This is a genomic window from Frateuria terrea, from assembly GCF_900115705.1.
GTDB classification, from domain to species: Bacteria; Pseudomonadota; Gammaproteobacteria; order Xanthomonadales; family Rhodanobacteraceae; genus Frateuria_A; species Frateuria_A terrea.
This window is the reverse complement of the sequence record NZ_FOXL01000005.1, coordinates 461,700-473,834: the sequence shown is the minus strand read 5'-3', so window position 1 is coordinate 473,834 and position 12,135 is coordinate 461,700. Positions and strand designations below refer to the sequence as shown.

The 12,135-nt window shown below is 70.4% G+C and carries 13 protein-coding genes; 6 read left to right on the top strand and 7 right to left on the bottom strand.

The genetic code is table 11. From position 1 onward, the window contains the following. Positions 1 to 49 precede the first annotated feature (49 nt). The gene (locus tag BMZ38_RS11260) at positions 50 to 787 is read right to left on the bottom strand and encodes a 16S rRNA (uracil(1498)-N(3))-methyltransferase (RefSeq protein ID WP_091337419.1); all 738 of its coding nucleotides are present in this window, start codon (positions 785 to 787) and stop codon (positions 50 to 52) included. An 87-nt stretch (positions 788 to 874) separates the two neighbouring features. After that, positions 875 to 2,254 (bottom strand): adenosylmethionine--8-amino-7-oxononanoate transaminase, encoded by a 1,380-nt coding sequence (locus BMZ38_RS11255; protein WP_091337416.1) that lies wholly within the window; start codon positions 2,252 to 2,254, stop codon positions 875 to 877. Between the two features lie 49 nt (positions 2,255 to 2,303). Here BMZ38_RS11255 and BMZ38_RS11250 point away from each other — a divergent pair, with 49 nt between their 5' ends. From BMZ38_RS11250 to mazG, 5 genes are read left to right on the top strand one after another with little or no spacing between them, the layout of a single operon-like run. Further along, positions 2,304 to 3,086: a type II secretion system protein N gene (locus tag BMZ38_RS11250; RefSeq protein WP_175483780.1), complete on the top strand. Its 783-nt coding sequence runs from the start codon at positions 2,304 to 2,306 to the stop codon at positions 3,084 to 3,086. After that, a complete protein-coding gene (locus BMZ38_RS11245) occupies positions 3,083 to 3,868 on the top strand; it encodes an inositol monophosphatase family protein (RefSeq protein WP_091337411.1) in 786 nt (261 codons plus the stop codon). Before BMZ38_RS11250 ends, BMZ38_RS11245 begins: the two co-directional genes overlap by 4 nt. 9 nt (positions 3,869 to 3,877) lie before the next feature. After that, complete coding sequence (nudE, locus tag BMZ38_RS11240) at positions 3,878 to 4,432, top strand: ADP compounds hydrolase NudE (protein WP_091337409.1); 555 nt, start codon at positions 3,878 to 3,880, stop codon at positions 4,430 to 4,432. After that, positions 4,429 to 5,253: a 3'(2'),5'-bisphosphate nucleotidase CysQ gene (gene cysQ / locus BMZ38_RS11235; RefSeq protein WP_091337406.1), complete on the top strand. Its 825-nt coding sequence runs from the start codon at positions 4,429 to 4,431 to the stop codon at positions 5,251 to 5,253. The genes nudE and cysQ overlap by 4 nt, the downstream gene beginning before the upstream one ends. Then, the gene (gene mazG / locus BMZ38_RS11230; RefSeq protein ID WP_091337404.1) at positions 5,250 to 6,053 is read left to right on the top strand and encodes a nucleoside triphosphate pyrophosphohydrolase; all 804 of its coding nucleotides are present in this window, start codon (positions 5,250 to 5,252) and stop codon (positions 6,051 to 6,053) included. The genes cysQ and mazG overlap by 4 nt, the downstream gene beginning before the upstream one ends. Before the next feature lie 95 nt (positions 6,054 to 6,148). Here the strand turns inward: mazG and BMZ38_RS11225 are convergent, their stop codons facing one another. Beyond that, positions 6,149 to 6,613 (bottom strand): hypothetical protein, encoded by a 465-nt coding sequence (locus BMZ38_RS11225; protein WP_091337401.1) that lies wholly within the window; start codon positions 6,611 to 6,613, stop codon positions 6,149 to 6,151. A gap of 116 nt (positions 6,614 to 6,729) precedes the next feature. On the opposite strand from BMZ38_RS11225, the gene BMZ38_RS11220 reads away from it, so the two are divergent. Beyond that, positions 6,730 to 7,497 carry a DUF4097 family beta strand repeat-containing protein gene (locus BMZ38_RS11220; RefSeq protein ID WP_091337399.1) on the top strand — a complete coding sequence of 256 codons (768 nt, stop codon included), beginning with the start codon at positions 6,730 to 6,732 and terminating at the stop codon, positions 7,495 to 7,497. A 96-nt stretch (positions 7,498 to 7,593) separates the two neighbouring features. Here BMZ38_RS11220 and BMZ38_RS11215 read toward each other — a convergent pair whose 3' ends face one another. From BMZ38_RS11215 to BMZ38_RS11200, 4 genes are read right to left on the bottom strand one after another with little or no spacing between them, the layout of a single operon-like run. Beyond that, positions 7,594 to 8,712: an SLC13 family permease gene (locus tag BMZ38_RS11215; protein WP_091337397.1), complete on the bottom strand. Its 1,119-nt coding sequence runs from the start codon at positions 8,710 to 8,712 to the stop codon at positions 7,594 to 7,596. A 19-nt stretch (positions 8,713 to 8,731) separates the two neighbouring features. Beyond that, the gene (locus BMZ38_RS11210; RefSeq protein ID WP_091337395.1) at positions 8,732 to 9,352 is read right to left on the bottom strand and encodes a glutathione S-transferase family protein; all 621 of its coding nucleotides are present in this window, start codon (positions 9,350 to 9,352) and stop codon (positions 8,732 to 8,734) included. Positions 9,353 to 9,380: 28 nt separating this feature from the next. Beyond that, a complete protein-coding gene (locus BMZ38_RS17600; protein ID WP_217638759.1) occupies positions 9,381 to 9,611 on the bottom strand; it encodes a hypothetical protein in 231 nt (76 codons plus the stop codon). Positions 9,612 to 9,651: 40 nt separating this feature from the next. Further along, the gene (locus tag BMZ38_RS11200) at positions 9,652 to 12,132 is read right to left on the bottom strand and encodes an ABC transporter permease (protein ID WP_091337393.1); all 2,481 of its coding nucleotides are present in this window, start codon (positions 12,130 to 12,132) and stop codon (positions 9,652 to 9,654) included. Positions 12,133 to 12,135: the final 3 nt, after the last annotated feature.

Genomic DNA, 12,135 nt, shown 5'->3' with positions numbered 1-12,135 from the left:
CGGGCGGGCGACAGGGCTGAACGCGCAGGCCACCAGGCTCGTTCTGCGCCTAACCCATGTCCCCATGCACCGCCTGCAGCGCTGCCAACGCCGCCAGGCCGGCGGTTTCCGTCCGCAGAATGCGCGGCCCCAAGGCCAGGCCGTCGAAGCCGGCGGAGCGGAGGAGCGCCACGTCGCGTTGCCCCAGGCCGCCTTCCGGCCCGACCACCAGCAGGCCGCCGGCGGCTCCGACGGCAAGCGATCGCAATGACTGGTGGCCTTCGGGCAACAGTGCCAGGCGAAGCGCGCCGTCCGGGGGCAGGCTGCCCAGCCAGGCCTCCAGCGACCGGGCAGGCAACACGCTCGGTAGACGAGCGCGTCCGCTTTGCTCACAGGCGCTGGCAGCGACCGCACGCCAATGCGCCAACCGCTTTTCCGCTCGGGTCGGGTCGAGCCGGACCTCCGAGCGTTCGGTCAGCAACGGCACGATGCAGGCAACGCCAAGTTCGGTCGCTTTCTGCACGATCAGGTCCATCTTCTCGCCGCGCGCCACGCCCTGGGCCAGGGTGAGCCGCAACGGCGATTCCCTGGCGACCACCTGCACGTCCCCGATGCGTACCCGTACTTCCCGCTTGCCCGCTTGGACGATGGTGGCGGCATAGTCGTGGCCGTCGCCGTTGAAGAGCACGAGCGGATCACCGTCGCCCAGGCGCAGTACGCGCGCCACGTGCTCGCCGGCCTGGGGCGGCAGGCTCACCTCGCTCTCGGGCGAGAGCGGTTGATCGACATGGATGCGGATGGTGCGCAAGGTCGGAAACAGGGCGGCAAAAAACGGAAGCTTACCGCGTCGATTGCGGATCTACCGCATGGACACTGGCGCCTGGCATCGCCGTCATCAGGCCACCGCCCGCTCGATGCCAGCGACGGCCACGTCGACCAGATGGTCGATCTCGCCGGTCGTGACCACGTACGGCGGCATGAAATACACCACGTTGCCCAATGGCCGCAGCAGCGCCCCGTGCTGCAGCCCGTGCAGGTACACCCGCATGCCGCGCCGCTCGGCCGCGGGCCAGGGCGTACGGCTGCACTTGTCGGCGACCAGTTCGACGGCGGCGATCATGCCGGTCTGGCGCACGTCGGCCACGTGCCGGTGGTCGCGCAGCGGAACCAGTCGCTGCGCCAAGTGCCCAGCCAGGGCGCGGTTGCGCTCCAGCACGGGCTCGTCGCGGAAGATCGCCAGCGTCTCCAGCGCCACCCGGCAGGCCAGCGGGTTGCCGGTATAGCTGTGCGAGTGCAGGAACGCCTTGCCGGCGCTGTATTCGGCGTAGAACGCCGCGTACACGGCCTCGGTGGTGAGCACGGCGGACAAGGGCAGCGTGCCGCCGGTCAGTCCCTTGGACAGGCACATGAAGTCCGGTGCGACCGCTGCCTGCTCGCAGGCGAACAACGTGCCGGTTCGGCCGAAGCCCACCGCGATTTCGTCCGCGATGAAGTGGACCTCGAATTCGTCGCACAGGCGGCGCAGGCCGGCAAGGTAGTCGGGGTGGTACATGCGCATGCCGCCGGCGCACTGCACCAGCGGCTCGACGATCACCGCGCAGGTCTCGTGCGCATGCCGTTCGAGCAGGGCGCGCAACGCGACCAGCCGGCGCGCGGCGACCTGCGCCGGCGTCTCGCCCGGCTCGCCCTCGTAGGCGTCCGGCGAGGGCGCCAGGATCGGCGTCAGCAGCAAGGGCGCGTAGGTCTTGCGGTACAGCGCCACGTCGCTGACCGACAGCGCGCCCAGCGTCTCGCCGTGGTAGCTGCCGGTGAGCGCGATGAAGCGCGTCTTCTCGCCGTGGCCGCGGTTGAGCCAATAGTGGAAGCTCATCTTCAGCGCCACTTCGACCGCCGCTGAGCCGTTGTCGGCAAAGAACACGCGATCGAGCCCCGGCGGCGTGATCCGCACCAGCTCCTCGGCCAGCTCGATCGCCGGTTCGTGGGTGAAGCCGGCGAAGATCACGTGCTCCAGTCGTTGCGCCTGATCGGCCAGCGCCGCGGCCAGGCGCGGGTTGGCGTGTCCGAACAGGTTGGTCCACCACGAGCTCACGCCGTCCAGGTAGCGTCGTCCGTCCGCGTCGATGAGCCAGGCCCCTTCGCCGCGCACGATCGGCACCATCGGGATGCTCTCGTGGTCGTGCATCTGCGTGCAGGGGTGCCACACGTGCCTGAGGTCGCGCGCGGCCAGCGCGGCGTTGCCGGCGAGGGCCGGCGCATCGGAGGAGGGAAGGCTCATCCGGCTATGATCGGCGTTGCGGCATGGCCGCTCAAGTTCAAGGATCGGGGTGAAACGCTCGCGCGCCGCCTGGCTCTCGGTTGCCATCGTGTTGCTGCTCGTCGTGCTGCTGGTGCTGTTCCTGCCGGCGCGCTGGGCGGCGCCGTTCGTGCAATCGCGATTGCATGGGGTGAGGCTCGAGCGCGTGCATGGGCTCGTCTGGGACGGTGCGGCGGAGCAGCTGCGTGGCCCGGATGGCCGTTCCCTGGGCGCCGTGCACTGGCGGCTCTCGCGCCGCGCGCTGTGGGGACGGCTGGACCTGCAGCTTGCCTTCGACGGACCGATGCTTGCCGCGCGCGGCCGCCTGCAACGCGACGCGCAGGGACGGCCGGTCTGGAGCGACGTGGCGCTGCGCAGTGACCTGGCGACCTGGGCGCCCCGGCTCGACACCTCGCTGGGCTCGCCGCAGGGCACGCTGACGGCCACGCTGCAGCGTGTCGTGCTGCAGGCGAACTGGCCGGTCGAACTGGATGGCCGGGCGCAGTGGGGCGACGCGGCGATGCAGACGCCTGCGCAAGCCGTCGGGCTGGGAGATTGGGTGATGACCCTGGATGGCGCCAATGGTGTGCTGCACGGGGAACTCCACGACCAAGGCAAGGGACCGCTGCACGTCGAAGGCCAATGGCAGGCCAGCCCGCTCGGCTGGCGCCTGGACCTGCTGCTGCAACCGCGCACCGCCGACCCGGCGCTGCGCCGCTGGCTGGCCCGCCTGGGGCGGCCGGACGCGGACGGTTCGGTCCATCTGCACCGCCGCAACGGGCTTGCCGCCGCCACACCGGAAACCACCCGATGAGTTACGACGCCGAACACGCCCTGTCCGCCGCCCGCGAGGCTGCCGCGGCGGCGGCCGAGATCATCCGCCACTACTGGAACCGTGGCGTGGCGGTCGAATGGAAGGCCGACGCTACGCCCGTCACCGCCGCCGACCGCGAAGCCGAACAGGCGATCCGCGCCGTGCTGGCCACGGCGCTGCCGCAGGCGGCGATCTTCGGCGAGGAATATGGCCTGGAAGGGGCGTGCGACGGCCTGTTGTGGCTGGTCGATCCACTCGACGGCACCAAGAGCTTCGTGCGGCGCACGCCGTTCTTCTCCACGCAGATCGCACTGATGGATCGCGGCCAACTGGTGCTGGGCGTCTCCAGCGCGCCGGTCTACGGCGAGACGATGTGGGCACGCGCCGGCGCGGGTGCCTGGCTCGATGGCGAGCGCGTGCGGGTGGCTGGGACCGAGGCGATGTCCCAGGCATCGGTTTCCATCGGCAACGTCAAGACGCTCACCGCCGATGCGCGCTGGGATGCGCTCGGCGCGCTGATCCGCGACAGCAGCCGCATCCGAGGCTATGGCGATTTCTGCCACTACCACCTGCTCGCGCGCGGTGGGCTGGATCTGGTCGTCGAGTCGGACGTGAACATCCTCGATGTCGCCGCGCTGGCGGTGATCGTGCGCGAGGCCGGCGGCGTATTTACCGACCTGGATGGCCGGCCGCCGACCCTGGAAACGGGCAGCGTGCTGGCCGGCGTGCCGGCGATCCACACGCAGGCGCTTGCACGCATGCATCATGCGCGGGCGGGCTAGAATTGCCCGATGCGCAAGCCACCGATCATCCATGCCACCCGCGAGTGCGTCGACAGCCGTTTCCTGCGCGTCGAGCAACTGGACCTGGAGTTCTCCAACGGCGAGAAGCGCACCTACGAGCGGCTGCGCGCCAGTGGCCTGGGTGCGGTAATCATCGTGCCGATGCTCGATGACGACACCGTACTGCTGGTGCGCGAATACGGCGCGGGCGTGGGTCGTTACGAGCTCTCGCTGCCCAAGGGCCGGCTCGACCAGGACGAGACCGCCGAGCAGGGAGCCGACCGCGAGCTGAAGGAAGAAATCGGCTACGGCGCGAACCGCCTGAAAATCCTGCACAACCTGTCGCTCTCGCCCGGCTACATGACGCACATGGCGCATGTGGTGCTGGCGCAGGACCTATACCCCGAACGCCTGCCCGGCGACGAACCGGAGGAGTTGGACGTGGTGCCATGGAAGCTTTCCGAACTGCATGCCTTGATCGGCCGTGACGACGTGACCGAAGGGCGCTCGATCGCTGCGCTCTTCATGGCGCGCGAATACCTGGCCGGGCGGTTCCAGCCATGAGCGCGGTGGCACCGGAAACCGGCCTGCTGGGCGAGGTGGGCGCGATCGCGCGCGAGGCCGGCACCGCCATCCTCGCCATCTATCGCGACGAGTTCGCGGTGGAGCACAAGGAGGATGCCTCGCCGCTCACCGCTGCCGACCTGGCGGCGCAGCGCGTGATCGCCGCGGGCCTGGCGCGCATTGCGCCGGACGTGCCGGTGCTGTCGGAGGAGGCGCGCGCCGCTCCGTGGGAGCAGCGCCGCACGTGGTCGCGCTACTGGCTGGTCGACCCGCTCGACGGCACGCGCGAGTTCGTCAAGCGCAACGGCGAGTTCACCGTCAACATCGCGCTCATCGAGGGCCATCGCCCGGTGCTTGGCGTGGTGCTGGCGCCGGTCACCGGCGAGCTTTACGCGGCGGCCGATGGCCAGGGCGCGTGGCTGCAGCAGCACGCCGGCGGCCAGTGGCAGCCGATCGGCGTACGCACGCTGGCCGCACCCGCGGTGGTCGCCGGCAGCCGCTCGCACGGCAACGACACGCACGAATTCCTGGGCACGCTGTTGGGCACGCCCTACCAGCCGTTCCCGATGGGCTCCTCGCTGAAGTTCTGCCTGATCGCCCGCGCCGTGGCCGACCTCTACCTGCGGCTGGGGCCGACCAGCGAATGGGACACGGCGGCCGCGCAATGCGTGTTGGAACAGGCCGGCGGCGCGGTACTGGACCTGGCCGGCGAGCCGCTGCGCTACAACACGGAGGAGTCGGTGCTCAATCCCGAGTTCCTCGCCGTGGGCGATCGCGGGGTGGACTGGAAGGCGCGACTGGGCAGGGCACGGCCGGCTTGAGCGTGGCGGCGCGCCACACGCTGGAGGACCTGCTTGCGATCATGGCGCGCCTGCGTGATCCCGAGCGCGGCTGCCCGTGGGACGTGCAGCAGGATTTCGCCTCGATCGCGCCCTACACCATCGAGGAAGCCTACGAAGTCGCCGATGCGATCGATCGTGGTGACTTCGACGACCTGCGCGACGAGCTGGGCGACCTGTTGCTGCAAGTGGTGTTCCACGCACAGATGGCCAGCGAGCAGGGTCTGTTCGACTTCGCCGACGTCGCCCACGCGATCGCCGACAAGATGCGCCGGCGCCACCCGCACGTCTTCGGCGAAGAACGCTACGAGGACGTGGCAGCGCAGACGCGCGCCTGGGAAGCGATCAAGGCAGCCGAACGCGTCCGCCGCGGCGAGGCACACGATGCCAGCGCCCTGGCCGGCGTCTCCCGCGGCCTGCCCGAATGGAAGCGTGCTGCCAAGCTGCAGCAGCGCGCCGCGAGCGTCGGCTTCGAGTGGCGTGAAGCCGGGCCGATGCTGGACAAGCTGGCCGAGGAAGTGGAGGAGGTCCGCGTCGAGTTCGAGCGCGGCGCGGCCGCCGAGCGGCTGGAGGACGAGTTGGGCGACGTGCTGTTCGTCACCGCCAACCTGGCCCGCCATGCGGGCGTCGATTTTTCGCGCGCATTGCGCCGTGCCAACGCCAAGTTCGAGCGCCGCTTCCGCGCGATGGAAGCGCTGGCCGCCGCCGAAGGCCGTCCGCTGATCGAACGAAGCCTGGAAGAGCAGGAAGCGCTCTGGCGGCAGGCCAAGCGCGAAGAATGACCTAGGTCGGCCTCGGCCACCGACGTCCTCGCGCGAAAGGGCGCACCGGTATTTCCGCAAGGTGGGCCAAGGTCACCTTGCGGACCTCCAGCGACTCAGCGTGCCGCCGGCCTCTCCGACTGCTGCCATTGCGCCCGCATGCGCTCGCGGTCGGCACGCATCTTCGCCTCGTTGGCGAGATTCTCCGACAGGCTCTTGCGCAGTGTGGCGATGGCCTGGTCGACATTGGCCGGCTGCGCCTGCAGGCGGGCGAGGCGGTGGTAGGCGTAGGTGCGCAGGTGCGGATCCTGCGACTTGGACAAAACCTCGTTGTAGATACCGGCCAGGTCCTTCTCGCGCCCGGCCTTGCGATACAGGCGCTCCAGCGCATGCAGGTCGGACATCGCGCCCGAGCCAGGGCCGCGCTCCATGTGCATGCGGTGCATGCGATGGCGCATGGAGGCGTGGTCGGGCGCGGGCAGGGTGCGCCCCGGCGACGTGGATGGAGCGTCTTGCGCCATGGCCAGGGGACAGGCTAGCAGCAGGGCGAGGGCGGGGGCGAGCAGGATGCGTGGTGCCATGACGGACTCCGTCGGACGGGTGTTCCGGAAAACGCGACCCCGTTCGCCGGGTTGACTTCAACCCTGCGTGCGCCGGATGCATCCTAGGGGAGTCCATTCAGCCAAGCGGAGTTCTCATGCGTCCCATCCTTGCTTCCCTGCTGTTGCTCGTGCCGCTCGCCGGGCATGCCGCCGACCGCTGTGCCTTTGAGGCGCCGCGCAACATGAGCCTGGACCTGGCCGGCGTGCGCGCCGTGCAGATCGAGGTCAACAGCTACGACCTGCACGTGACCGGTCGCACCGACGCGCGCAAGCTCGACGTGACCGGCCGCGCCTGCGCTTCCGACCGCGACCTGCTCGACCGTCTGGTGGTCACCCAGCGCCGCGAGGGCGACCAGCTGATTCTCGGGCTCGGCGACGGGCGCGGCTTCCAGCTGTTCGGCGGCGGCGATACCGAGCTGGAGGTGACCGTGCAGATGCCAGCCAGCCTGCCACTGTCGGTGGACGTCGGCTCGGGCGATGCCGAGGTCAGCGGCGTGCGCGCGCTGGACAGCCACGTCGGCTCGGGCGACCTGCACGTGCGCAACGTGTCGGGCCGTTTCGCCACCAGCGTCGGATCCGGCGACATCGAGGCGAACGACGTGGGCAGCCTGGAGGCCGGCTCGGTCGGTTCGGGGGATCTCAACGTCACCGGCGTGAACGGCGATGCCCGGGTGGGCAGCATCGGCTCGGGCGACGTGCGCCTGCGCGACGTGCGCGGCAGCGTGCGTGCCGAATCGCTGGGCTCGGGCGACCTCGACGTCGACGGGGTGGGCGGTGACCTCAGCGTCGGCGCCAAGGGCAGCGGCGATGTGAGCCACAGCGGCGTCAAGGGCAAGGTGGACGTGCCGCGCGACGACGATTGAATCCGGTAGAAGCGCCGCTGTGCGCGACCATCGTGACACCTCGTCGCGCACAGCCGCGTTCCCGCAGGAGCTCCGCTTTGCGGAAGGGGCCGCTCCTTAGCCCAGCCAACGCCACGCCAGGTACACCAGCGGCGCGCACACCAGCAGGAACGGGATCGACACCCGGTGCAGCTCACGCAAGCCGTGCGGCTGGCGTGCCAGCCGCAGCGCGATGAGATTGGCCAGTGAGCCGATCGCCACGCCGAAGCCGCCCACGTTCACCGCTACGGCCAGTGCGATGGGGTCGTGCGCCCGCTCCAGCAGCAGCACCGTCGCCGGCACGTTGCTGATCACCTGCGAGGCCAGGATACCGGCCAGGTAGAGCCTGAGCGGACTGCCCAGATCCAGCCGATCCAGCCCCGCCTGCACCTGCGGCAGCTCGGCCAGGTGGCCCAGCCCGAGGAAGATCGCGACGAAGGTGAGCAACAGCAGCCAATCCACCCGCGCCAGGCTGCGCGGCGATCCCAGCGCGAACACCAGCAGCAACAGGCCCGCGCCGTAAGCCGCGTGGCCATATTCCATCGACATCACCATCGCTACCAGCATCGCGACCGACAGGATCGCCAGGCCGGCGGCCACGGGTTGGTGGTCCAGCGTATCGGGCGCCAGCGTCACCCGTTCGCGTGGAATCCAGGCCCAGGCCAGCATCGCCACCAGTACGAACATCACCGCGGCCGCCGGGAGCAGGGCCCAGGCGAAGCTCAGGAACGGCAACTGCCCGTGCTGCCACAGCAAGAGGTTCTGCGGGTTGCCGATCGGGCTGAGTGTCGAGCCGGCGTTCACCGCGAGCGCCTCCAGCACCACCATGCGCAGTACCGGCAGGTTGGAAAGGCCGCCGATGGCCACCGTCAGCGGCACCAGCACGAACAGGCTGACGTCGTTGGTCAGGATCATGGACAACAGCGCGGCGGAAGCGACCAGAAGCAGTCCCAGCGTCCGCAAAGAGTGGGTGCGCGCGGCCAGCGCGGCGGCGGCGTGCTGTACCAGCGCACTGTCGCGGATGCCCTGGATTGCGATCATCAGGCCGGCCAGGCCGGCCAGCGTCGGCGCCTGCAGCCAACGCTGCCAGGATGCCGCGGGTTGCGGGTCGACCCATCCCAGCACCAGCGTGAGCAGGGTGAAGGCCAGCAGCAGCCATTCTGCCTTGAGCCGTTCCTTCCAGCGGCGTGCGGTCATCGGCCGTACTTCGGCAGCGCTACCACTCGCGCAGGCCTTCGACCTCGTACAGGCGCTGCCAGCTCCGGCGCGCGCGCACCAGGTCCGCCAGCCGCTTGAGCGCGGGCCACCCGGTAGCCGGACGCGGCATGTTGCGCGACCAGCGCATTAGCATGGTCAGCAGCAGGTCGGCGCCGGAAAAGCGCTCGCCCAGGAGGTAGGGCCCTTGCGCGGCCAGGTTTGCATCGAGGAAATCCCACACGCCCTCGATCCGCCGCTGCAGCGCCGCGCGCACGGCCGGCGTGTCGTCCAGGTCCTGGGGGTAGAACCATAGACGGAAGGCGGACATCAGCGTGTTGCTGAGATAGACGATCCACTGGTACCAGGCCGCCCGCTCGGGCGTGCCTGGCGGCGGGGCCAGCGGCGAGTCCGGATGTCGCTCGGCCAGCAGCATCAGCAGCGCGGCCGACTCGGCCCATGGCTGGCCATCGACCACCAGGGTCGGCACCACGCCGCGCGGGTTGAGCTTGAGGTAAGCCGCCGCCCGCTGCGCGCCGGCGTCGAGGTCGACCAGCTCCAGTTCATGCGGCGCGCCGGCTTCCAGCAGCGCCAGGTGCACCACCATGCTGGCGCTGCCGGGTGAGTAGTAAAGCGTGTACACGGTTTCCTCCAGACATCCGCCAAAGCGGTCAGCCTTGCTGCGGCGGATCCTTGCGCTTGCGTGCGCGGATGCGTGCTGCACCGATGCAATTGCCCAGGCCTGCGCCCATGACGATGCCGATGGCGATGCCGAGCGCGAGATTGTGCAGTGCCAGGCCTATGCCGACGCCAATGGCGATGCCAGAGCCCATGCCCACGCTCAGGCCGGAAGCCATGTCGCGGCGGTTCGGGTCGGATGCGGGTTTCTGGTCGTTGCCCATGCAGGTGCCCTCCGTGAGAAGGCGCCAGTCTGGGATCGATTCACTGCTCCCGCAACAGCCGCATCGGCGAGGTGCGTGTGACCCGCCGGGTACCGGCCAGGCCCAGCAGCATGATCACGACGGCGGAAAGCAACGCGGCGCCTGCCAGCGGCGCCAGGGGCGGCATGAACCCGTCCAGACGGAACACGGCGCGGCCCAGCCACCAGCCTGCGCCGGCGGCGCCCAGCGCGGAGGTGAGGCCGGCAATCAGGCCCAGCAGGGCGAACTCGCAGGCCGCCGCCAGCCGCAGCTGTCCGCGGCGTGCGCCCAGCGTGCGCAGCAGCGCGGCCTCATGCCGGCGTTCGGCCGCGCTGGTGGCCAGCGCCGCGGCCAGCACCAGCGCACCGGCGAGCAGGCTGAAGGCGAGCACCCAGCGCACGGCGCCGCCAACCTGCCCGACGATCTCGCGCACCCGGTCGAGCAGTGCATCGACGTCGACCAGGCTCAGGTTACCGTAGTCGCGCGACAGCTGGGCCAGCGCTTCGGCGTGCCCGCGCGGCAGGTAGAAACTGGCCAGCCAGGTATGCGGCAATCCGCTCGCATGGGCCGGGTCCAGCAGCAGGAAGAAGTTGACCCGGAATGAACTCCAGTCGACCTGGCGCACGCTTGCCACGGTGGCGTCCAGCGTGCCCTCGCCCACGTCGAAGCGCATGCGGTCGCCGAGCTTCAGCCCGAACATGTCGCGCCACATGGTATCGATCGAGACCTCCGCACGCGGTGGCTGCGCCCCCACCCACTGGCCGGCGATCACGCGGTTGGAGGGCGGCAGCGTCCCGGTCCAGGACAGGCGCAGCTGACGATCGACCCAATCCTTCGCGCGCGGGTCGGCGAAATGCAGGCGGTCGACCGGCGTGCCGTTGATTGAGGTGAGCTTGCCCATCGCCAGCGGCAGCATGTTGAGCTCGCGTGCCCCCAGCTGCTGGAGTCGTTGGGTGAAGTCCGCGCGCTGATCGTCCTGCAGGTTGAGCGCAAACCAGTTGGGTGTGTCCGCCGGTAACTCGCGACGCCAGCCATCCAGTAGCGCCGGTGCAACCACCGCGAGCAGCAGCAGCGCGACCAGGCCCAGGCTCAGTGCGGTGGCCTGCACCGTGCTCAAGGCCCGCCGCCGCGCCAACGCGGCCAGGCCCAGCCGCAGGGCCGGATGCGCGCCGGGTGCGATGCGCCGGGCCAGCCATAGCAGCAACAGCGCGAGCAACGCGGCGACCACCGCCACGCCGAGCAGGCTGGCGGCAAGGATGCCGGCGAGCTTCGCCGAGCCGCTCTGGCTCCAGATCAACGCCAGCGCGACGAGCGCGGGCACCAGGTAGAGCGTGTCCACCCGGCGCATGCGGCGCACCATGCTCGCCCGGAACACCGCAACCGGCGGTACCTCGGCCAGCCGCGCCAAGGGCGGCAACGCGAAGCCGGCAAGCACCGCAAGCCCCATGGCCGCCGCCCCCAGGGCTGGAAGCAGAGGCAGGGTGGTGGGTACGTGGACGAGCTGCGTGCCGGCAAGGCGCCATGCGCCCTCAGCCACACCCAAGGCAAGCAGTACGCCGAGCAATGCCATCGGGACTGCAAGGGCGGCCAGTGTCGCCACCAGCAGCCCGATCACGCGTCCGCGTGCGGTGCCCAACGCGCGCAGCAGGGCGATTTCCGGCGTCTTGCGCCGCGCATACCGTTGCGCGGCCAGCGCGATCGCCACGCCCGCGAGCAGCGCCGACAGCAGCGCGGTCAGGCGCAGGAAGGCGCCGGCACGGTCGAACGCACTACGCATGCGCTCCTGGGTCTGTTCCGTGGTGACGAGCCTGGCGCCCTGCGGCAGCGGGTGGGCCTTGGCCCAGGCGAGCCAGCCATCGACCGCGGCGGGTGCACCGGCGACCAGCAGCTGGTGCCCCGCGCGACTACCCACGCCGAGCAGGCCTGCGCGCTGCGCATCGGCCAGGTTCATCACCGCGCGCGGCGCCATCGCCACCAGTTCGCCACCGTCGGGTTCGCGTACCAGTTCCGCGGCGATGGTGAGTTGCTGGCCTCCAACCTGCACGCGTTGGCCTACCGCTAGGCCAAGGGCGACCAGTGCACGGTGGTCCAGATAGACGGTGCCGGGAGCCGGGCCGTGACCGATCGTGGAACTGCCGTGGGCTGCCAGCTCCAGCACGCCGCGCAGCGGCCAGGCGCGATCGACGGCATCGACGTCGAGTAGCTGGCCGCGTTCTCCGGCGAAGGCCACGCTGGGAAAGCGGGCACTGCGGGTTACCGCCAGTTCCCGCCGGCGGGCCTCGTCTGCATAGGCCTGGGGCAGCGCCTGTGGCGCGGACAGCCCGGCGTCGCCACCGATCAGTTCCGCGGCGCTGGCGAGCAGGCCGCGCTCGACTCGGCTGGCAAGCGTCGCCACCACGCCGAGGGCGACCACGGCCAGCAGCAGCGAGGCGGCGAGCGTGCGCAGTTCGGCCAGGTGCCACTCGCGGCGCAGGGTACGCAGGGCGAGGCGGAGCAGCTTCATGCG